Genomic DNA, 20,149 nt, shown 5'->3' on the forward strand with positions numbered 1-20,149 from the left:
AGGGCGAAACATCTGGATACAAAAACTTCGGGCGGAGAAACGTCAGGGCAACCTTCGGGCGGCAACATGGGTTCAAGCGCGGCAACAAAACGGTCCGCGATAACTTAACCTCAATGATAAAGGAACGACCATGAACGTCTTACGCAAAAGCATTTTGATCGGTTTTACCGTACTCGGCATGGCTGCGGCGCAGGCCCAGCAAACCACGCCGCCGGCCGGCCGCCACGACGCCGGCGAGCGCCGCGAACACATGCAGGAGAAGATGGGCGAGATGTTCGCCAAGCGTCAGGCCAAGCTGCACGATGCGCTGAAGCTGAGCGCGCAGCAGGAATCGGCATGGGCCACCTACCAGGCGGCGATCAAGCCGGCCGCCATGACCGGGGCGCATCCTGAGCGCGGCGCCTTCGCCAAGCTGCCGGCGCCGGAGCGCATGGCCAAGATGCTGGACTTCAGCAAGCAGCGTCAGACGAAGATGGAGGCGCACCTGACCGCGCTGACCGCGTTCTACGCCCAGCTGACGCCGGAACAGAAGACGACCTTCGATGACCGCAGCATGGGCGGCAAGCACGGCGGCGGTCATCACGGCGGCTGGGGCGGCCACCGTCACGGCTAACTTAGTTTAAGGCGGCAAGGGATGCGGCGAATTTGGCCGCATCCTGGAAGCCGATCACGCGGGCGCCGGGGATTTCCTTGCCCTGCTTGTCGAACAGGATGATGCCCGGCGGGCCGAACAGGCCGAAGCGCTTCAGCATGGCTTTGTCGTCGGCGTCGTTGGCGGTCACGTCCACTTGCAGCAGCACGCTGTTGCCCAGTCTGGCGCGCACCTGCGGATCGACGAAGGTCAGTTTCTCCATCTCCTTGCAGGACACGCACCAGTCGGCGTAGAAGTCGAGCATCGCGGTCTTGCCGCCGGTTTGCGCCAGCACGGCGTCGAGCTGCGCCACGGTCTTGACGCGCTGGAACGCCAGCGGCGCTTCGTGCGCCTTGCCGCCGCCCAGGTGCGCCAACGGCGCCAGCGGATCGCGGCCGCCGCTGACCACGCCGACCAGTTGCGCCACGCCCAGCACGGCGAAGATCACGCCGACCGATTTGGCGACCCACTGTCCCGAGTTCATCAACAGGTACATGCCGTAGCCGACGAACAGCGCGGCCCAGCCCATCATCTGCACCGCGCCCGGCAGCACCGGCGACACCAGCCACCAGCCGACCGCCAGCATCAGCACGCCGAAGAAGCGCTTGACCGCATCCATCCACATGCCGGCCTTCGGCAGCAGCGCGCCGGCCGAGACGCCGATCAGGATCAGCGGCACGCTCATGCCGACCGCCATCGCGAACAGCGCGCTGCCGCCGACCACCACGTCGCGCGACTGGCTGATGTAGACCAGCGCGGCGGCCAGCGGCGCGGCCACGCAGGGGCCGACGATCAGCGCCGAGATCGCGCCCATCACGAACACGCCGGCCAGCTTGCCCGACGATTGGCGGTTGGAGACGGTGCTCAGTTTGCTTTGCAGCGCGGCCGGGACTTGCAGCTCGTAGAAGCCGAACATCGACAGCGACAGCAGCGCCATCAGCAGCGCGAAGGTGCCGAGCACCCACGGATTTTGCAGCGCGCCGGCCAGGCCTTCGCCAGCCAGGCCGGCGGCGACGCCGAGCGCGGTGTAGACGATGGCCATGCCCAGCGAATAGGTGACCGACAGCAGCAGGCCGCGACGGCGGTTGCCGGTGTCGCCTTCGCCGACGATGATCGAGGACAGGATGGGCAGCATCGGCAGCACGCACGGCGTGAACGACAGGCCCAGGCCCAGCAGCGCGAACAGCGGCAGGATGACCATCAGCTTGCCGCCTTTTAAGGCGGCCTCCAGACGGCCGGAATCGTCGGCGGCCGGTGCCGGGACGGCGGCAGCCACGGCCGGCGCCGGCGGCGTGGTGTCGGTGGCGGTCGGGGTCGGCACGGTGTAGATGTTGACGCCGGGGCTGACGGCGGCTGGCTTGCCTTCGCCGACGGTCGGGGCGGGCGAAGTGGCGGCGGGCGCGGCGGCGGCGGGCGCGGGCGCGGCGGCAGGCAGCGGCACCGAACCGCTACCGGTCAGCGACGCCTTGTAATCCTGCGGCGCATAGCACAACCCTTTTTCCGAACAGCCCTGGCCGCTGGCCAGCAGCGTGAACGGTCCGTCGACGTCGACCGGTATGGTGATGGTCACGCTCTTGCGGTAAGTCTCGACATCTTTGGCGAAGGTCTCGTCGTAATGCACCTTGCCGGGTGGGATGACCGGCGCACCGAGCCTGGCGCCGGTGGCGCTGAACTTGAAGCGCTCGCGATACATGTAGTAATCGTTGGCGATCTGGAAATTGACCGCGATGGTATGGCCATCGACCATCTTGGCAGTGAACTTGAACGCTTCGGCGGGATCAAGGAATTCATCGGCGGCGCGGGCGGGCGCGGCCAGCAGCGCGATCAGCGTGAACAGCGGTGCGAGGAAACGGGCGATACGGAACATGATCTGCAGGAATGGTCGTTGGGGCAACGAGCATAGTACACCGCCCTACCTTTTCACGCCTGAGCGAAGCCTTAAGGGCTTGTTTTATGCGAAACTTCCTGCTTTCCCGCAATGGAGTTACGCCATGTCCGCAATCCGTCCGCTGTTGATCACCACTCTGGCGCTGGCCGCCGTACCCGTTTTCGCGCAGGCGCCCGCCAAGGCGCTCGCGGCCGTGTCCGAAAAAGATATGCTGAACCACATCACCACGCTGGCTTCCGACGAGTTCGAAGGCCGCGCGCCCGGCTCGCCCGGCGAAGTCAAGACGGTGGACTACCTGCAACAAGAATTCATGAAACTGGGCCTGAGGCCCGGCAATCCGAACGGCAGCTGGGTGCAAGCGGTGCCGATGCGCGGCCTGAAGCCGACGCCAAGCTTCAGCTATACCATCGCCGGCAAAAGCGTGGCGCTGAACTTCCCCGACGACTACGTCGCCCATTCCAGCAGCGAACCGACCAGCGTCCACATCGCCAATTCGGAGATCGTGTTCGTCGGCTACGGCGTGCAGGCGCCCGAGTACGGCTGGGACGACTACAAGGGCGTCGACGTGCGCGGCAAGACCATCCTGATGCTGATCAACGACCCAGCCGTGCCCGATCCGAACAACCCGGCCGAGCTGGATCCGTCGATGTTCAAGGGCAAGGCCATGACCTACTACGGCCGCTGGACCTACAAATGGGAGATCGCCGCCAAGCTGGGCGCGGCGGCGGCCATCATCATTCACGAGGCCAAGCCGGCGGCCTACCCATGGGAAGTGGTGCGCAGCGGCGGCAACGGCGAATTCTTCAGCCTGCTGCGCAAGGGCGACGATCCGGACGCGCCGCCGGTGCCGGGCTGGATCCAGCTGGACCAGGCCAAGGCCATGATGGCGGCGGCCGGCTACGATTTCGATACGCTGAAAAAACAGGCGATCACCAAGGACTTCCGTCCGGTCAGCCTGAAGGGCACGGCCGACTTCAAGATCGACAACACCGCGCGCGTGGTCAACTCGAACAACGTGGTGGCCAAGATCGAAGGCAGCGATCCCAAGCTCAAAAACGAGTATGTGATCTACAGCGCGCACTGGGACCACCTCGGCATCGACGAGCGCCTGCCGGGCGAGCGCAGCAAGCAGATCTACCACGGCGCGCTGGACAACGCCTCCGGCGTCGCCGCGCTGCTGGAGCTGGCCAAGGCCTACAAGGCGCTGACGAAAGCGCCGAAGCGCTCGATCCTGTTCCTGGCGACCACGGCCGAGGAACGCGGCCTGCTGGGCGCGAAATACTATGCGGCCAATCCGCTGTACCCGCTGAAGAACACGGTGGCCAACATCAACATCGACGGCATCAACGCCTTCGGCCGCACCGCGCAGATCGAGAACGTGACCTCGGGCCATTCCAGCATCGACGGCCTGCTGGCGAAGTATGCCAAGACGCAGGGCCGCGCGATGGAGAACGATTCGCGTCCCGAGCTGGGCAGCTTCTACCGCGCCGACCAGCTGGAATTCGCCCGCGCCGGCGTGCCGGTGCTGTACACCAAGGCGCGCAGCCGCTACCTGGACAAGCCCGACACCTACGCGCGCGAAGTGGTGGACAACTACTTCACCCACGACTACCACCAGACCACCGACAACGTCCGCGCCAACTGGGACTTCAGCGGCGGGGTGCAGGACATTCAGTTGCTGTTCCAGGTGGGCCTGGAGATCGCGCAAGGCGTGACGCCGACCTGGAACGCCGGCTCGGAATTCAAGGCGGTCGGCGAGCGGCGTTTGAAGTAAGCATAAAAAAAGCCAGGCAGAGCCTGGCTTTCTTCAAGGACTAGCTGAACCGCGAAGATTACTCTTCTGCGGTTGGCGCTGCGTCGATGTCGGTGACTTCTGGACGGTCCATCAGCTCAACGTAAGCCATTGGAGCGTTGTCGCCAACACGGAAACCCATTTTCAGGATGCGCAGGTAGCCGCCGTTGCGGTTTGCGTAACGTGGGCCCAGTTCTGCGAACAGCTTCAGAACCATTTCACGATCGCGCAGACGGGAGAATGCCAGACGCTTGTTGGCCAGGGTGTCGGTCTTGCCCAGGGTCAGGATAGGCTCGACAACGCGGCGCAGTTCTTTTGCCTTCGGCAGCGTGGTTTTGATGGCTTCATGACGCAGCAGGGAAACGGTCATGTTGCGCAGCATTGCCAGACGGTGGGACGAGGTACGATTCAGTTTACGGAGGCCGTGACGGTGACGCATGGTACTTCCTTTCAGGTGTTTAAATCCGAGTTCTTCGATCGCTCACAACGAGCGCGGACCGGTTCTAGGGATATACGCCCGGCACAACATGTGCCGGGCGGGTGCTGCAAAATGCTTAATCAGTTGGTAACAGGACCGAACATCGCTGCGCGATGTCCGGTGCTGTCACCAATTTGTTATTTTTCCAGCCCAGCAGGCGGCCAGTTTTCCAGCTTCATGCCCAGGGTCAGACCACGGGACGCCAGCACTTCCTTGATTTCGTTCAGCGACTTGCGGCCCAGGTTCGGCGTCTTCAGCAGTTCGTTTTCCGAACGCTGGATCAGGTCGCCGATGTAGTAGATGTTTTCCGCTTTCAGGCAGTTGGCCGAACGCACGGTCAACTCCAGGTCGTCGACTGGACGCAGCAGGATAGGATCGACCAGCGGCGCGCGCGATGGCGCTTCGGCGGCGGCTTCGGTGCCTTCCAGGGCGGCGAACACATTCAACTGGTCGACCAGCACGCGGGCCGATTGACGGATCGCTTCTTCCGGCGAAATCACGCCGTTGGTCTCGATGTTGATGATCAGCTTGTCCAGGTCGGTACGCTGTTCCACGCGAGCGGACTCGACGAAGTAGGAAACGCGGCGCACCGGCGAGAACGACGCATCCAGAATGATGCGGCCGATGGTCTTGTTGGTGTCTTCGGACAGGCGGCGAACGTTGCCCGGCACATAGCCGCGGCCTTTTTCAACCTTGATCTGCATGTCCAGCTTGCCGCCGGCGGTCAGGTGGGCGATCACGTGGTCCGGATTGATCAGTTCCACGTCGTGTGGCAGATCGATGTCCGATGCCAGGATGGCGCCTTCGCCTTCCTTCTTCAGGGTCAGGGTGACGGAATCACGGTTGTGGACTTTGAAGACCACGCCCTTCAGGTTCAACAGCAGATCGACGACGTCTTCCTGCACGCCGTCCAGCGACGAATATTCGTGTACAACGCCCGCGATCGTCACTTCGGTCGGCGCGTAGCCCACCATCGACGACAGCAGTACGCGGCGCAGCGCATTACCCAATGTATGGCCATAGCCGCGTTCGAACGGCTCCATCACTACTTTAGCGTGGCCGGCGCCCAGCGCCTCTACATCGATAATACGGGGCTTCAACAAACTGTTTTGCATGTAAATGTCCTTTTCAATACCCTCGGCGCGTTAGGCCGATAAGGCTGATGGCATTAGTGAAAACGCCCACTCGAGCGAGTGGGCGGGTTTTTACGACTAGACTACAGATTAACGCGAGTACAGTTCGACGATCAGCGATTCGTTGACGTCGTTGGCGATCTCGTTGCGCTCTGGCAGGGACTTGAAGGTGCCTTCCATTTTCTTGGCATCGACCGATACCCAGGCCGGCATGCCGACTTGTTCAGCCAGCGACAGCGCTTCAACGATACGCACTTGTTTCTTCGACTTTTCGCGCACGGCGATGACGTCGCCGACCTTGACCACGTACGAAGCGATGTTGACCACTTGGCCGTTCACGGTGAACGCCTTGTGCGAGACCAGCTGACGCGCTTCAGCGCGGGTCGAGCCGAAGCCCATGCGGTATGCAACGTTGTCCAGGCGGGTTTCCAGCAGCTTCAGCAGGGTTTCGCCGGTGTTGCCTTTGCGACGGTCGGCTTCAGCGAAGTAGCGACGGAACTGACGTTCCAGCACGCCGTACATACGTTTCACTTTTTGCTTTTCGCGCAGTTGGTTGCCGTAATCCGAGGTGCGGGCACCCGATTTCACGCCGTGCTGGCCTGGTTTGACGTCCAGTTTGCACTTGCTGTCGAGCGAGCGACGTGCGCTCTTCAGGAACAGGTCAGTACCTTCACGACGGGAGAGTTTTGCTTTAGGTCCGATATAACGTGCCACGATGCTTCCTTTTTTTAAATGATAACGCCCCAGCCACAATGACATGGTTAGGCGCTAGTCTGATCCTCAGGGTGGGCCAGACGGTGGCTTAAATGCGAATAACCCATCGAACAGTGTCCGACAGGCGACAACAGCCGGGCAGTATAACCGTTTCCGGTCTTCTGCTCCAGCGATTTCTGACAGAAGAAGGAGGCGAAGCGAACTTCGCCGCCGGTCGACTATTAGATACGACGACGTTTTGGAGGACGGCAGCCGTTGTGCGGTACTGGGGTAACGTCCTGGATCTCGGTGATCTTGATGCCCAGGTTGTTCAGTGCGCGCACTGCGGATTCGCGACCAGGACCAGGGCCCTTGATACGCACTTCCAGGTTCTTCACGCCGCATTCAACCGCGACTTTACCAGCCGCTTCAGCCGCAACCTGCGCTGCGAACGGGGTCGATTTACGCGAACCCTTGAAGCCAGCACCACCAGAGGTCGCCCACGACAGCGCATTGCCCTGACGGTCGGTGATGGTGATGATGGTGTTGTTGAAGGAAGCGTGAACGTGCGCGATACCTTCGGCGACGTTCTTCTTGACCTTCTTGCGGACGCGCGCTGCTGCTGCGCTGCTTTGTTGCTTAGCCATGTGATTTCCCTAGATTATTTCTTGAGCGATTGAGCGGCTTTGCGCGGGCCCTTGCGGGTACGTGCATTGGTGCGGGTGCGTTGACCGCGGACCGGCAGGCCCTTACGGTGACGCATGCCGCGGTAGCAACCCAGATCCATCAAACGCTTGATGTTCATGGACAGTTCGCGGCGCAGATCGCCTTCGACGATGAATTTAGCTACTTCATCGCGCAGCTTTTCCAGCTCGCTGTCGTCCAGATCCTTGACCTTTTTATCGGTCGCAATACCCGTCGCGGCGCAGATGAACTTTGCGCGTGGGCGGCCTACACCGTAGATGGCCGTCAGGCCGATAACGGTGTGCTGATGATTTGGGATATTAACCCCTGCAATACGTGCCATTCGTTATTCCTCGATAAATAACGGTTATTAACCTTGACGCTGCTTGTGACGCGGTTCGACGCAGATTACGCGAACGACGCCCTTGCGCTTGATGATCTTGCAGTTGCGGCAGATCCGCTTGACTGAGGCGTTAACTTTCATTTTGCACTCTCTTCTTGATTCGTTAGATAAGTTACTTGGTCCGGAACACGATGCGTGCACGGCTCAGATCGTAAGGTGTCAGCTCTACCGTCACCTTGTCGCCAGGAAGAATGCGGATATAGTTCATCCGCATTTTACCCGAAATATGGCCGAGCACCACGTGTCCGTTTTCCAGCTTTACTCGAAATGTTGCATTTGGGAGATTCTCAAGAATCTCGCCCTGCATCTGTATGACGTCGTCTTTTGCCATTCGGTATGCTACCGCGCTTATCGCGTCGGAATTCCGCCCTTGAAGTTAGCTTTGCGCAGCAGTGATTCATATTGCTGCGACATCACGTAATTCTGTACCTGCGCCATGAAGTCCATGGTCACAACCACAATAATCAACAGAGAAGTGCCGCCGAAATAAAACGGTACCTTCCATTCGGCTTGCATGAATTCCGGCAACAAACACACCAAAGTGATGTAGATGGCGCCAGCCAGTGTCAAACGTGTCAGGATCTTGTCGATGTAACGGGCAGTCTGCTCACCGGGACGAATCCCTGGCACAAAGGCCCCGCTCTTCTTCAAGTTATCCGCTGTTTCCTTGCTGTTGAAGACCAGCGCTGTATAGAAGAAACAGAAAAACACGATCGCAATGGCGTACAACAGTGCGTGGATGGGCTCGCCTGGCCCCATCGATGCTGCCAAATCTTTCAGGAAGCGGACCACCGGGTTGGCCGTATCGGCGCCCGTGGTAAACCAGCCCACGATCGTTGCCGGGAACAAGATAATCGACGAAGCGAAAATCGGTGGGATCACGCCGGCCATGTTCAGCTTCAATGGCAGGTGCGACGTTTGTCCACCGTAAATCTTGTTGCCCACCTGGCGTTTCGCGTAGTTGACCAGGATCTTGCGTTGGCCACGCTCCACGAACACCACCAGATACGTCACCGCCACCACCAGGATCATGATGATGATCGCGGACAGGGCACCGATCGAACCGTTGCCCACCGACGAGGCCAAGCCTCCCAGCGCGCCCGGCAAGCCGGCGGCGATCCCCGCGAAGATGATGATCGAGATGCCGTTACCCAAGCCGCGCTCGGTAATCTGCTCGCCCAACCACATCACGAACATGGTGCCGGTCAACAGCGTCACGACCGTCACGAAGCGGAATGCATAGCCTGGATCCAGCACCAGACCTTGTTGCGATTCCAGTGCGACTGCAATGCCCAGCGCCTGGAACGTCGCCAGCACCACCGTGAAATACCGGGTGTACTGGGTGATCTTGCGACGGCCTGCTTCGCCTTCTTTCTTGAGCGCTTCCATCTGCGGCGAGACGATCGACACCAGCTGCATGATGATCGAGGCCGAGATGTAAGGCGTGATACCCAGCGCAAAGACTGTGAAGCGCGCGAGCGCGCCACCGCTGAACATGTTCAACATGCCCAGGATGCCACCCTCTTGCGACTTGAACAGCGCGGCCAATTGTACCGGATCGATCCCGGGAACCGGGATGTGAGCGCCGATACGATAAACCACCAATGCGCCAAGCAGGAACCAAAGCCGGCCCCAAGGGAATCCGGCCGCCGCGCTTTTAGCCAATTGTGGGTTAGTCGCCAATTTTCGCTCCGATCAAGCTGTTAGCGGTCAACTCAGGCTACCGAGCCGCCGGCTGCTTCGATGGCGGCTTTCGCGCCAGCGGTCACTTTCAGGCCTTTGAGGTTCACCGCCTTGGTGATCTCGCCGGACAGAATGACGCGCACGTCGCGGGCCAGCACGCTCAGCACGCCAGCTTGCTTCAGCACCAGGATGTCGACGTCGCCGACGGCCAGCTTGTTCAGGTCGGACAGGCGCACTTCAGCTTTGAAGGTGGCGTTGAGCGACTTGAAACCGCGCTTAGGCAGACGGCGTTGCAGAGGCATCTGACCGCCTTCGAAGCCGACTTTGTGGAAGCCGCCCGAACGCGATTTTTGACCCTTGTGACCACGGCCCGAGGTTTTACCCAGACCGGAGCCGATACCGCGGCCGACGCGACGCTTGTAATGCTTGGCGCCATCGGCTGGTTGAATGGTATTCAGTTCCATGATTTCTCCGTGTGTAAGCCCGGGGGCTTACGCAACTACTTTAACGAGGTACGAGACTTTGTTGATCATGCCGCGCACGGATGGGGTGTCTTCCAACTCGGCGACCGAGTTGACGCGACGCAGGCCCAGACCGCGGACGGTGGCACGGTGATCTTCACGCGTGCTGATCAAGCCCTTGACCAATTGTACTTTGACGGTTTTCGTTGTCATGATGTCCTCTTAGCCCAGGATCTCTTCTACCGACTTGCCGCGTTTCGCAGCAATTTCAGCAGGAGTACTCATTTTTGCCAGACCATCCAGCGTGGCGCGCACCAGGTTGTACGGGTTGCTCGAACCGGTGGATTTCGCCACCACGTCGGTCACGCCCATTACTTCGAAGATCGCGCGCATTGCGCCGCCGGCGATGACGCCGGTACCAGGTTTCGCCGGCGACATCATTACTTTCGATGCGCCGTGACGACCGGTCACGGTGTGCTGCAGGGTGCCGTTCTTCAGGTTGACCTTGATCAGGTTGCGACGGGCTTCTTCCATTGCCTTCTGCACACCCACCGGGACTTCCTTCGACTTGCCCTTGCCCATGCCGATGCGGCCATCGCCGTCACCAACCACGGTCAGCGCGGCGAAACCCATGATACGACCACCCTTGACCACTTTGGTCACGCGGTTGATCGCGATCATTTTTTCGCGCATGCCGTCATCCGGCTTGTCGCTTGCCATTTTTGCTTGCATTTTTGCCATGATCGTTCCTTAGAACTTCAGACCGGCTTCGCGCGCGGCTTCTGCCAGCGCCTTCACACGGCCGTGGTAACGGAAACCGGAGCGGTCGAACGCGACTTCGGTAATCCCTGCTTTCAGTGCTTTCTCTGCGACGCGCTTGCCGACGATCGCGGCAGCTGCGGCGTTGCCGCCCTTGCCCGATTTGCCAGCCAGTTCGTTGCGCACTTCGACTTCTGCCGTGGAGGCCGATACCAGTACTTTGGCATCCGGCGAGATCAGGTTCGCGTAGATATGCAGGTTAGTGCGGTGTACCGACAGGCGGTTCACTTTCTGTTGCGCGATCTTGATCCGGGTTTGGCGTCCGCGGCGCAGACGTGATTCTTTCTTGTCCATCGTCAGCCCCTAGTTACTTCTTCTTGGTTTCTTTGATCTTAACCACTTCGTCCGCATAGCGAACACCCTTGCCTTTGTAAGGCTCTGGGGAGCGGTAAGCGCGAACTTCAGCAGCCACTTGGCCCACTTGCTGACGGTCGATCCCTTTGATGATGATCTCGGTCGGCGTCGCGGTGGCGCAGGTGACGCCGGCTGGCATCGAGTGCACGACAGGGTGCGAGAAGCCCAGCGACAGATTCAGCTTGTCGCCTTGCGCTTGCGCCTTGTAACCCACACCGACCAGGTTCAGCTTTTTCTCGAAACCCTTGGTGACGCCGGTGACCATGTTGTTGACCAGGGCGCGCAGCGTGCCGGACATGGCGTTCGCTTCGCGGCTGTCGCCGACCGGTTCGAAATTCAGGGTTCCTTCTTTGTTTTCCACTTTGACCTGGCCGTTGAGGACCTGGGTCAAGACGCCCAGCGGGCCCTTGACAGTGATCGCTTGTGCGGAGATGGCGACATCAGCGCCAGCTGGCACAGCGATTGGCATTTTAGCTACACGAGACATGTCTAACTCCTTATGCGACGTAGCAAATAACTTCGCCGCCGACACCGGTAGCGCGTGCTTTGCGGTCAGTCATGACGCCTTGCGGAGTCGACACGATCGCCACACCCAAGCCATTCATCACAGTAGGGATCTCGTCTTTGCCCTTGTACACGCGCAGGCCCGGACGGGACACGCGCTCAAGGCGCTCAATGACGGGACGGCCAACATAATACTTCAAACCGATTTTCAGTTCCGCTTTGCCACCAGCTTCGGCCACAGCGAAATCTTCAATGTAACCCTCGTCCTTGAGGACGTTGGCAATCGCAATTTTGACTTTCGACGATGGCATGGCCACGGTCGTTTTTTGCACGCCCTGGGCGTTACGAATGCGGGTCAGCATATCGGCGATAGGATCGCTCATACTCATTGCATATTCTCCTATTACCAGCTTGCTTTAGTCATACCCGGGATCTCACCACGCATGGCGAATTCACGGAGCTTGATACGGCCCAGACCGAATTTACGGAAGGTGCCGCGTGGACGACCGGTGACGGCGCAGCGGTTACGCTGGCGAGTCGGCGCCGAGTTACGTGGCAGCGCTTGCAGTTTCAAGCGCGCTTCGTAACGTTCTTCTTCCGACTTCGACTGGTCGTCGATGATGGCCTTCAGCGAAGCGCGCTTGGCGGCGAATTTGTTCGCCAGGTCCACGCGTTTCTGCTCACGGTTAATCAGTGCGAGTTTTGCCATGATCTTCTTAGTTCCTGAACGGGAATTTAAAGGCGGCGAGCAGAGCTTTCGCTTCGTCGTCGTTCTTGGCGGTGGTGGTGATCGAAATGTTCATACCACGCAGCGCATCGATCTTGTCGTACTCGATTTCCGGGAAGATGATCTGCTCTTTGACACCGATGTTGTAGTTGCCGCGGCCATCGAACGAGCGACCATTGACACCACGGAAATCGCGCACGCGCGGCAGAGCCACGGTGATGAAGCGATCCAGGAACTCGTACATGCGAGCGCCACGCAGGGTGACCATGGTACCGATCGGGTAGCCTTCACGGATTTTGAAACCCGCGATTGCTTTGCGCGACTTGGTGGTCACTGGCTTTTGGCCAGCGATCTTGGTCAGGTCGCCGACGGCGTGTTCGAGGACTTTCTTGTCCGCGATTGCCTCACCAACACCCATGTTCAGGGTGATCTTGGTCAGGCGTGGTACTTCCATCACCGACTTGTAACCGAATTTCGCGGTCAGGTCGGCGACGACTTTTTCTTTATAGAATTCTTGGAGACGTGCCATGATTTCTTAAGCCTTCACTACTTCGCCGGACGATTTAAAGACGCGGACTTTTTTGCCGTCGACATCTTTGAAACCTACGCGGTCTGCCTTGCCAGACGCTGCATTGAACAATGCAACGTTGGACACGTGAATCGGCATAGTCTTGTCGACGATACCACCTTGTACGCCAGTCATTGGGTTAGGCTTGGTCGCTTTTTTGGCGACGTTCACACCCTCAACAACCACGTGCTCCGCATCTACACGACGCGAAACGACGCCACGCTTGCCCTTGTCTTTCCCGGTCAGAACGATGACTTCGTCGTTTTTACGAATCTTATCCATTACGACTCCTTACAGGACTTCCGGTGCCAGGGACACGATCTTCATGAACTTTTCAGTACGCAACTCGCGCGTCACTGGTCCAAAAATACGGGTACCGATCGGTTCCAGCTTGGCGTTCAACAGAACGGCGGCGTTGCCGTCGAACTTCACCAGGGAACCGTCTTGGCGGCGAACACCTTTAGCGGTGCGCACAACCACGGCGTTATAAATTTCACCTTTTTTGACACGGCCACGTGGCGCGGCAACCTTGATGGTTACCTTGATCACGTCGCCGATGCCAGCATAACGGCGCTTGGAGCCGCCCAATACCTTGATGCACATAACTTCTTTGGCACCGGTATTGTCGGCCACTTCGAGCCGGCTTTCAGTTTGAATCATAGTATTCTCTTTCCCAACTTAAGCCGAAGAATCCACACAATGCGGACCTGCGGTCAGTCTTGGTCCCGCCAGAGCGCTCATGAAGAGCCCACTGTTTGGGTGCTTGACCTTCGTCTTGCTACTGACCGCGCGGTTCAGCGTCTGTGGCCAGACACTTTGCGGCGTTACATGAACGAAGCCCGCAAGTATTACATACTATTTGCGGGCTTGCAAGAACTAATTGAAAATCGCCCCCGGGCCCGAAGACCCGGGGGCGACGAACTTCAATTAAACGATTTGTGCGGCTTGCACCACACGCGTCACGGTCCATGCCTTCGTTTTGGAGATCGGACGACCTTCCACGATTTCCACCGTGTCACCGGCTTTCACCTGGTTGGTCTCGTCGTGCGCGTGATACTTGTTCGAACGCACGATGATCTTGCCGTACAAAGGATGCTTGACGTGACGCTCGATCAGAACGGTAACGGTTTTGTCCATCTTGTCGGACACCACTTTACCGATCAGCGTGCGCTTGAGCGGCTTGTTCACTGTTTCGGTCATTTGGCTTCCTTGGTGTTCATTACCGTCTTTACACGTGCGATATCGCGACGTACCTTCTTGAGCTGCGAAGTGTTGCTCAGCTGCTGCGTAGCGGTTTGCATACGCAGGCCGAACTGTGCCTTCAACAGGTCATTCAGCTCTTTTTGCAGAGCTACCTGGTCTTTGCCGCGGAGTTCAGATGCTTTCATATTTCACTCCTGTTATTGGCCGACTTGACGGACCACGAAGGTGGTCGCCAGCGGCAGTTTGGCAGCGGCCAGGCGGAATGCTTCGCGCGCCAGTACTTCATCCACGCCGTCCATTTCGTACAGGACTTTGCCCGGACGGATTTCAGCGACGTAGTATTCCGGATTACCCTTACCGTTACCCATACGAACTTCGGCAGGCTTGTTCGAAATCGGTTTGTCCGGGAAGATGCGGATCCAGATACGGCCGCCACGTTTGATGTGACGGGTCATGGCGCGACGAGCGGCTTCGATCTGGCGTGCCGTGATACGACCACGGGCGACGGCTTTCAGACCGAATTCACCGAACGACACCGAAGTGCCGGTGCCATGCGAAATGCCGGTGTTGCGGCCTTTCTGCTCTTTACGATACTTCCTGCGTGCTGGTTGCAGCATGATTATTCTCCTGCTTTCTCGGCCGGCTTGACGGCGGCGCGAACACGCGCTGCGCCAGGGGCGGCTGGTTTAGCACCGGCGCCGGCGCCGGCTGGACGCGGGCGGCCAGCTGGTTTGCCGTCGTCACGACGTGGGCCACGTGGCTTCTTCTCGTCCGGCGGGGTATCGATGACTGGTGCGTCGCCGTTCGGCGCGCGGTCACCCTTGTATACCCAGACCTTGACACCGATGATGCCGTAGGTGGTCGAAGCTTCGCTGGTGCCGTAGTCGATGTCGGCGCGCAGGGTGTGCAGTGGCACACGGCCTTCGCGATACCACTCTTTACGAGCGATTTCGATACCGTTCAGACGACCCGACGACATGATCTTGATGCCCAGGGCACCCAGACGCATGGCGTTTTGCATCGCACGCTTCATCGCGCGGCGGAACATGATGCGCTTTTCCAGCTGCTGGGCGATCGAATCGGCGATCAGCTGCGAGTCGATTTCCGGCTTGCGGATTTCTTCGATGTTCACGTGGACAGGAACGCCCATGATCTTGGTCAGCGCCGACTTCAGTACTTCGATGTCTTCGCCTTTTTTACCAATGACCACGCCTGGACGCGAGCTGTAGATCGTGAAGCGCGCGTTCTTGGCAGGACGCTCGATGACGATGCGGCCGACCGAAGCGTTCTTCAGCTTGGTCTTCAGGTAAGCGCGTGCTTTCAAATCTTCGTTGAGCATGGCAGCGAAGTTGCTGTTGCCTGCGTACCAACGCGATGCCCAGTTACGGGTAACCGACAGGCGGAAGCCGGTTGGATGAATTTTTTGACCCATCTCAGTCTCCTTAGTTGCCGACGGTCACGTAAATGTGACACGATTGTTTCGAAATACGATCGCCCCGGCCCTTAGCGCGTGCGGTGAAGCGCTTCAGGATCGGACCCTTTTCAACATAGATGACTTTGACGAACAGCTCGTCGATGTCGGCGCCATCATTGTGCTCGGCGTTGGCGATAGCCGACTCCAGCACTTTCTTGATGATGGTCGCGCCCTTTTTCGGGCTGAACTGCAGAATGTTGAGTGCAGCGTCAACTTTCTTGCCGCGGATCTGGTCAGCCACCAGGCGACCTTTTTGATCCGACAAACGCACACCCTTGAGGATAGCTTTGGTTTCCATTATTTCTTCGCCTTCTTGTCAGCGGCATGGCCCTTGAACGTGCGGGTCAGCGCGAATTCACCGAGCTTGTGACCAACCATGTTCTCGGAGACGTACACCGGCACGTGCAGCTTGCCATTGTGGACGGCGATCGTCAGGCCGATGAAGTCAGGCATGATGGTCGAACGACGGGACCAGGTTTTGATTGGCTTTTTGTCTTTGGCGGCTTGCGCGGCTTCGACTTTTTTCACCAGGTGGGCGTCACAGAACGGCCCTTTTTTCAATGAACGAGTCATGTGCTACCCCTTATTTCTTGCCGCGGCGCGAGACGATCATGGAAGAAGTACGCTTGTTGCTGCGGGTCTTCTTACCCTTCGTCTGTTGGCCCCAAGGCGACACTGGATGACGACCAGCTGCGGTTTTACCTTCACCACCACCGTGCGGGTGATCGACCGGGTTCATGACCACACCGCGAACGGTAGGACGAACACCGCGCCAGCGCATCGCACCAGCTTTACCGATTTTACGCAGGCTGTGTTCGGCATTGCCGACTTCACCCACGGTTGCACGGCACTCGATGTGCACGCGACGCACTTCACCCGAACGCAGGCGAACCTGAGCGTAGGTGCCGTCACGGGCCATCAGAACCACGCCGGCGCCGGCGGAACGGGCGATTTGCGCACCCTTACCTGGCAGCATTTCAACGCAGTGCATGACGGTACCGACCGGGATGTTGCGGATCGGCAGGCAGTTGCCCGACTTGATCGGCGCTTCCGAGCCATTCATCACGGCGTCGCCAACGGACATGCCCTTGGTGGCGATGATGTACTGGCGTTCGCCGTCGGCGTAGCACAGCAGGGCGATATTCGCGGTGCGGTTCGGATCGTATTCGATACGTTCCACTTTCGCTGGAATGCCATCCTTCTGACGCTTGAAGTCGATCAGGCGATAGTGCTGCTTGTGACCGCCACCGATGTGACGGGTGGTGATGTGGCCGTTGTTGTTACGACCAGCAGTTTTCGATTTTTTCTCAACCAGGGCTGCGAACGGACGACCTTTGTACAGGTCCGGGTTCACAACTTTCACCATGCCGCGACGGCCTGGGGAGGTTGGCTTCATCTTAACGAGTGCCATTATTTAGCCTCCTCGGAGAAATTGATTTCCTGGCCAGGTTTCAGGCACACGAAAGCACGCTTGGTATGATTGCGGCGGCCGGTGTGGGCACCGGAACGCTTCTGCTTACCTTCGCGGTTGACGGTCTGCACCGATTCCACTTCCACTTTGAACAGCAGTTCAACAGCGGCTTTGATTTCCGGCTTGGTCGCGTCGGTGGTTACACGGAACACGATCTGTTCGTTCTTTTCCGCGACCATGGTGGCCTTTTCGGAAATGACCGGAGCCAGCAGCACCTTCATCAGGCGCTCTTCGCTAAATTTCAATGCGCTCATGCCAGCATCTCCTCAATCTTAGCCAGTGCAGCTTTGGTGACCAGGATCTTCTTGTAGAACACCAGGGACATTGGATCTGCGTGACGTGGTTCAACAACCAGAACGTTAGGCAGGTTGCGCGATGCCAGTTCCAGGTTTTCGTTGGCGACGTCGGTGATGATCAGAACCGAGTCAAAGCCCATGCCGGTCAGCTTTTGCGACAGCAGCTTGGTCTTTGGCGCTTCGATGGTCAGATCTTCGATGATCGTCAGACGGTCTTCGCGGGCCAACTGGGACAGGATCGAGCAGATACCTGCGCGATACATCTTTTTGTTCACTTTGTGGGTGAAGTTCTCGTCAGGCGAGTTCGGGAAGATGCGACCACCGCCGCGCCACAGTGGCGACGACGACATACCAGCACGAGCGCGGCCGGTGCCTTTTTGGCGCCATGGCTTCTTGGTCGTGTGGTGGACTTCTTCACGGTCTTTTTGTTTACGGTTGCCGCTGCGAGCATTGGCTTGGTAAGCAACGACGACTTGGTGGATCAGGGCTTCGTTGTAATCACGACCGAAGATGGTATCTGCGGCGGCGACGTTAGAGGCGGCTTGACCTTGAGCGTTCAAGAGCTTGAGTTCCATCGTTTAAGCTCCCTTCTTTGCTTTAACTTTGACAGCAGGCGAAACCACAACCTGGCCGTTTTTGGCGCCAGGGATCGCACCTTTGACCAGCAGCAGCTGACGGTCGGCGTCGATACGAGCGATTTCGAGGTTCTGCACGGTGCGGGTGACGTCACCGAGGTGACCGGTCATGCGCTTACCAGGGAACACGCGGCCTGGATCTTGCGCCATACCGATGGAACCTGGAACGTTGTGCGAACGGGAGTTACCGTGGGTCGCGCGACCCGAAGCAAAGTGGTGACGCTTGATGGTACCGGCATAGCCTTTACCAATGGTGACGCCTTGCACGTCGATCTTTTGACCGACTTCGAACAGGGAAGCGGCAACAACATCGCCAGCTTTCAGTTCGGCTGCTTTGGTGGCGTCAACGCGGAACTCTTTCAACAGAGTACCGGCTTCGACACCAGCTTTAGCGTGGTGACCAGCAACAGCCTTCGTTACGCGGGAAGCGCGACGTTGACCGAATGCGACCTGAACTGCGGAGTAACCATCAGTTTCAGGAGTTTTGATTTGCGCAACACGGTTGTTCGATACGTCCAGCACGGTGACAGGGATCGAGTCCCCTTCATCCGTGAAGATGCGCATCATACCAACCTTGCGACCGAGAAGGCCAAGGCTCATTTTTTCTCCAATTCCCACCTACGATTGGGCGGGGATATGTTGAACTACTAAAATTAGTACGGACCATAAAAAGGGCGAATCCATACCGAAGCCGGCTAGTGTAGCGTGAAAAGACCCTTGACGCAACAACTTAGTACGAGGTATGTCGGGTTTTCGCTGCATTATTTCGCCGCCCGCCGCCCGGGGCGCAAACGCTGGCCCCATGCGGCTTGCGGCGCCGCTCACGGTTGCGGGCCGGCGGACGTTTCCGCCTGCTCACTATTGCCGATTTCATACCAGTCCACCTGGCGGGTGGCGACCATCAACGCGGCCAGCACGGCGAACAGCAGCAGGCTGCCCAGCACCAGGGCGTTGTTTTCCGAGATCAGCAAGCCGTACAGCGCCGAATACAGCAGCACCAGGCCGACGCCGAAGCCCAGCCCGCGCCAGCGGCTGTGCAAGGCGTGCCCCAGGTAGTAGGCGATCAGCGCGATGCAGGCGCTCGCCGCGATGCCATACGCCGCCACGAAGGGAATGTGTTCGGACAGGCCCACCAGCAGCAGAAAGAACAACGCCAGCGCCAAGCCTACCAGCAGGTACTGGATCGGGTGGATCGCCAGCCGCTTGACCACCTCGAACACGAAGAAGGCGGCGAAGGTCAGCGCCACGAACAGCAGCCCGTATTTGGTGGCGCGGCTGGCCTGCGAGTAGATGTTGACCGGTTCGATGAAGCCGATGTGGAAGCTGTCCACGCTCTTGACGCGCTCGCCGGCCGCCAGCGCGTCCAGCTGTTGCTGCGCGCGGCTGGCCATGGACGAGATCCGCCACTCGGCGTTGAAACCGGCATCGCCGACGCTGCGGCTCTCGGGCAGGAAGTCGCCGGCGAATTGCGGATGCGGCCAGTTGGACTGGATGACATAGCGATTGTTCCGGGCGACCGGCACGAAATGCTGGTTCTCGATGCCCGCCAGCCCCAGCGCGAAGCTGAACGCCACCTTGGCGCCCTCCTTCAAGTCGGCCTGCTCCAACGGCGCGTGCATGCCGCTGGCATAGCCGGGCAGCGCGGCGCCTTGCTGGAACTCGAGTTCGCGTCCGCCCCAGTTCAGGCGCGGGATATCGCGGATGCCGCGCACGTCCGATACGGCCAGCGCCACATACGGCAGACCGAGGGTCAGGCGCGAGGTCGCGCTCTCGCGCGGCAGATCGGCCAGCTGCGGCAGCGTGAAGTCGCCGGCGAAGTTGTGCCGCCCACTATAGATAAGGACCTGATGGATGCCGCGATAGCGACGGTCGGTGGTGATGGCGCCATTGACCTGCAGCGTATTCGGGTACACCAGTTTGCGGCGCTTCACCGTGCGTGCGCCGCTCTTGCCCTTGGCCTCGGCGTCGTCCCTGGCCTCGATCGCCTCGCTGTAGGGTATCACCAGCACCGGGCCGACCACCACCTGCTCGCGCACGGAATCGTTGGCCACGCTTTGCACCGCCTGGTCGCGAAAGCGCAGCCGCTCGTCGATGGTGGACTGGATCAGCGCCAGCGCGATGCCGAGCAACAGCGTCAGCGCCGCGATCGCCAGGATTTTATACAGCAGTTTCTTTTGCATAGCGGTTTCCTCGGTTGAAGTGCAGAAAGTTCAACCAGTGTAGAAACGCCGTGTGCGCTGATGATGCGTTGT

Annotated in this window: 32 protein-coding genes; 2 read left to right on the top strand and 30 right to left on the bottom strand. The window is 59.2% G+C overall.

The genetic code is table 11. The features are described from left to right. Positions 1-130: 130 nt before the first annotated feature. A complete protein-coding gene (locus GW587_RS01685) occupies positions 131-613 on the top strand; it encodes a Spy/CpxP family protein refolding chaperone (protein ID WP_166097804.1) in 483 nt (160 codons plus the stop codon). 1 nt (position 614) lies between these two features. Here the strand turns inward: GW587_RS01685 and dsbD are convergent, their stop codons facing one another. Next, positions 615-2,498: a protein-disulfide reductase DsbD gene (gene dsbD, locus GW587_RS01690; protein ID WP_166097807.1), complete on the bottom strand. Its 1,884-nt coding sequence runs from the start codon at positions 2,496-2,498 to the stop codon at positions 615-617. A gap of 124 nt (positions 2,499-2,622) precedes the next feature. Here dsbD and GW587_RS01695 point away from each other — a divergent pair, with 124 nt between their 5' ends. After that, entirely contained in the window at positions 2,623-4,293 is a 1,671-nt protein-coding gene (locus tag GW587_RS01695) for a M20/M25/M40 family metallo-hydrolase (protein ID WP_166097810.1), read from the top strand. 58 nt (positions 4,294-4,351) lie between these two features. On the opposite strand, the gene rplQ is transcribed toward GW587_RS01695, so the two are convergent. The 29 genes from rplQ to creD form a co-directional block, all read right to left on the bottom strand. Continuing rightward, positions 4,352-4,750, bottom strand: coding sequence for a 50S ribosomal protein L17 (rplQ, locus tag GW587_RS01700; RefSeq protein ID WP_008444345.1), 399 nt, complete (start codon positions 4,748-4,750; stop codon positions 4,352-4,354). A 176-nt stretch (positions 4,751-4,926) separates the two neighbouring features. After that, positions 4,927-5,904 carry a DNA-directed RNA polymerase subunit alpha gene (locus GW587_RS01705; RefSeq protein ID WP_008444343.1) on the bottom strand — a complete coding sequence of 326 codons (978 nt, stop codon included), beginning with the start codon at positions 5,902-5,904 and terminating at the stop codon, positions 4,927-4,929. Positions 5,905-6,012: 108 nt separating this feature from the next. Then, a complete protein-coding gene (gene rpsD / locus GW587_RS01710; protein ID WP_008444341.1) occupies positions 6,013-6,636 on the bottom strand; it encodes a 30S ribosomal protein S4 in 624 nt (207 codons plus the stop codon). 221 nt (positions 6,637-6,857) lie between these two features. Then, positions 6,858-7,262: a 30S ribosomal protein S11 gene (gene rpsK, locus GW587_RS01715; protein WP_008444339.1), complete on the bottom strand. Its 405-nt coding sequence runs from the start codon at positions 7,260-7,262 to the stop codon at positions 6,858-6,860. Positions 7,263-7,276: 14 nt separating this feature from the next. Continuing rightward, positions 7,277-7,642: a 30S ribosomal protein S13 gene (rpsM, locus tag GW587_RS01720; RefSeq protein WP_019923475.1), complete on the bottom strand. Its 366-nt coding sequence runs from the start codon at positions 7,640-7,642 to the stop codon at positions 7,277-7,279. A 27-nt stretch (positions 7,643-7,669) separates the two neighbouring features. Next, positions 7,670-7,783, bottom strand: a complete 114-nt coding sequence (gene rpmJ, locus GW587_RS01725) for a 50S ribosomal protein L36 (RefSeq protein ID WP_005663407.1) — start codon at positions 7,781-7,783, stop codon at positions 7,670-7,672. Between the two features lie 31 nt (positions 7,784-7,814). Beyond that, positions 7,815-8,033 (bottom strand): translation initiation factor IF-1, encoded by a 219-nt coding sequence (gene infA, locus GW587_RS01730; protein ID WP_005663428.1) that lies wholly within the window; start codon positions 8,031-8,033, stop codon positions 7,815-7,817. A gap of 17 nt (positions 8,034-8,050) precedes the next feature. After that, on the bottom strand, positions 8,051-9,385 hold the full coding sequence (secY, locus tag GW587_RS01735) for a preprotein translocase subunit SecY (protein WP_166097813.1): 1,335 nt from the start codon (positions 9,383-9,385) through the stop codon (positions 8,051-8,053). 32 nt (positions 9,386-9,417) lie between these two features. Continuing rightward, positions 9,418-9,849, bottom strand: coding sequence for a 50S ribosomal protein L15 (gene rplO, locus GW587_RS01740; protein WP_166097815.1), 432 nt, complete (start codon positions 9,847-9,849; stop codon positions 9,418-9,420). 27 nt (positions 9,850-9,876) lie between these two features. Continuing rightward, a complete protein-coding gene (gene rpmD, locus GW587_RS01745; RefSeq protein WP_166097819.1) occupies positions 9,877-10,059 on the bottom strand; it encodes a 50S ribosomal protein L30 in 183 nt (60 codons plus the stop codon). A gap of 9 nt (positions 10,060-10,068) precedes the next feature. Continuing rightward, positions 10,069-10,587 (bottom strand): 30S ribosomal protein S5, encoded by a 519-nt coding sequence (gene rpsE / locus GW587_RS01750; protein ID WP_026334874.1) that lies wholly within the window; start codon positions 10,585-10,587, stop codon positions 10,069-10,071. 9 nt (positions 10,588-10,596) lie between these two features. After that, positions 10,597-10,959 (bottom strand): 50S ribosomal protein L18, encoded by a 363-nt coding sequence (gene rplR / locus GW587_RS01755; RefSeq protein ID WP_090325886.1) that lies wholly within the window; start codon positions 10,957-10,959, stop codon positions 10,597-10,599. A gap of 13 nt (positions 10,960-10,972) precedes the next feature. Then, complete coding sequence (gene rplF, locus GW587_RS01760) at positions 10,973-11,506, bottom strand: 50S ribosomal protein L6 (RefSeq protein ID WP_166097822.1); 534 nt, start codon at positions 11,504-11,506, stop codon at positions 10,973-10,975. Between the two features lie 10 nt (positions 11,507-11,516). Beyond that, on the bottom strand, positions 11,517-11,912 hold the full coding sequence (gene rpsH / locus GW587_RS01765) for a 30S ribosomal protein S8 (protein ID WP_008444325.1): 396 nt from the start codon (positions 11,910-11,912) through the stop codon (positions 11,517-11,519). A gap of 14 nt (positions 11,913-11,926) precedes the next feature. After that, positions 11,927-12,232 carry a 30S ribosomal protein S14 gene (rpsN, locus tag GW587_RS01770; RefSeq protein ID WP_008444324.1) on the bottom strand — a complete coding sequence of 102 codons (306 nt, stop codon included), beginning with the start codon at positions 12,230-12,232 and terminating at the stop codon, positions 11,927-11,929. A 7-nt stretch (positions 12,233-12,239) separates the two neighbouring features. Continuing rightward, positions 12,240-12,779: a 50S ribosomal protein L5 gene (gene rplE / locus GW587_RS01775; protein ID WP_166097825.1), complete on the bottom strand. Its 540-nt coding sequence runs from the start codon at positions 12,777-12,779 to the stop codon at positions 12,240-12,242. A 6-nt stretch (positions 12,780-12,785) separates the two neighbouring features. Next, the gene (rplX, locus tag GW587_RS01780; RefSeq protein WP_166097827.1) at positions 12,786-13,100 is read right to left on the bottom strand and encodes a 50S ribosomal protein L24; all 315 of its coding nucleotides are present in this window, start codon (positions 13,098-13,100) and stop codon (positions 12,786-12,788) included. A 9-nt stretch (positions 13,101-13,109) separates the two neighbouring features. Continuing rightward, positions 13,110-13,478 carry a 50S ribosomal protein L14 gene (gene rplN / locus GW587_RS01785; RefSeq protein ID WP_099789560.1) on the bottom strand — a complete coding sequence of 123 codons (369 nt, stop codon included), beginning with the start codon at positions 13,476-13,478 and terminating at the stop codon, positions 13,110-13,112. Positions 13,479-13,745: 267 nt separating this feature from the next. Then, positions 13,746-14,018 carry a 30S ribosomal protein S17 gene (gene rpsQ, locus GW587_RS01790; protein WP_166097829.1) on the bottom strand — a complete coding sequence of 91 codons (273 nt, stop codon included), beginning with the start codon at positions 14,016-14,018 and terminating at the stop codon, positions 13,746-13,748. Next, complete coding sequence (gene rpmC / locus GW587_RS01795) at positions 14,015-14,206, bottom strand: 50S ribosomal protein L29 (RefSeq protein ID WP_008444304.1); 192 nt, start codon at positions 14,204-14,206, stop codon at positions 14,015-14,017. The genes rpsQ and rpmC overlap by 4 nt, the downstream gene beginning before the upstream one ends. Positions 14,207-14,218: 12 nt before the next feature. Continuing rightward, positions 14,219-14,638, bottom strand: a complete 420-nt coding sequence (rplP, locus tag GW587_RS01800; protein WP_020704376.1) for a 50S ribosomal protein L16 — start codon at positions 14,636-14,638, stop codon at positions 14,219-14,221. A gap of 2 nt (positions 14,639-14,640) precedes the next feature. Next, a complete protein-coding gene (gene rpsC / locus GW587_RS01805) occupies positions 14,641-15,453 on the bottom strand; it encodes a 30S ribosomal protein S3 (protein WP_166097832.1) in 813 nt (270 codons plus the stop codon). A 10-nt stretch (positions 15,454-15,463) separates the two neighbouring features. Next, the gene (gene rplV / locus GW587_RS01810; RefSeq protein WP_173595008.1) at positions 15,464-15,796 is read right to left on the bottom strand and encodes a 50S ribosomal protein L22; all 333 of its coding nucleotides are present in this window, start codon (positions 15,794-15,796) and stop codon (positions 15,464-15,466) included. Continuing rightward, entirely contained in the window at positions 15,793-16,068 is a 276-nt protein-coding gene (gene rpsS / locus GW587_RS01815) for a 30S ribosomal protein S19 (RefSeq protein ID WP_008444295.1), read from the bottom strand. The genes rplV and rpsS overlap by 4 nt, the downstream gene beginning before the upstream one ends. 10 nt (positions 16,069-16,078) lie before the next feature. Further along, positions 16,079-16,906, bottom strand: coding sequence for a 50S ribosomal protein L2 (gene rplB / locus GW587_RS01820; RefSeq protein WP_166097835.1), 828 nt, complete (start codon positions 16,904-16,906; stop codon positions 16,079-16,081). Then, positions 16,906-17,220, bottom strand: coding sequence for a 50S ribosomal protein L23 (gene rplW / locus GW587_RS01825; protein ID WP_008444291.1), 315 nt, complete (start codon positions 17,218-17,220; stop codon positions 16,906-16,908). Before rplW ends, rplB begins: the two co-directional genes overlap by 1 nt. Continuing rightward, entirely contained in the window at positions 17,217-17,837 is a 621-nt protein-coding gene (gene rplD, locus GW587_RS01830; protein ID WP_026334873.1) for a 50S ribosomal protein L4, read from the bottom strand. Before rplD ends, rplW begins: the two co-directional genes overlap by 4 nt. 3 nt (positions 17,838-17,840) lie before the next feature. Continuing rightward, complete coding sequence (rplC, locus tag GW587_RS01835; RefSeq protein ID WP_090325842.1) at positions 17,841-18,497, bottom strand: 50S ribosomal protein L3; 657 nt, start codon at positions 18,495-18,497, stop codon at positions 17,841-17,843. A gap of 221 nt (positions 18,498-18,718) precedes the next feature. Beyond that, positions 18,719-20,077, bottom strand: a complete 1,359-nt coding sequence (gene creD / locus GW587_RS01840) for a cell envelope integrity protein CreD (RefSeq protein WP_166097837.1) — start codon at positions 20,075-20,077, stop codon at positions 18,719-18,721. Positions 20,078-20,149: the final 72 nt, after the last annotated feature.

Source organism: Duganella aceris (assembly GCF_011090165.1).
GTDB classification, from domain to species: Bacteria; Pseudomonadota; Gammaproteobacteria; order Burkholderiales; family Burkholderiaceae_D; genus Rugamonas; species Rugamonas aceris.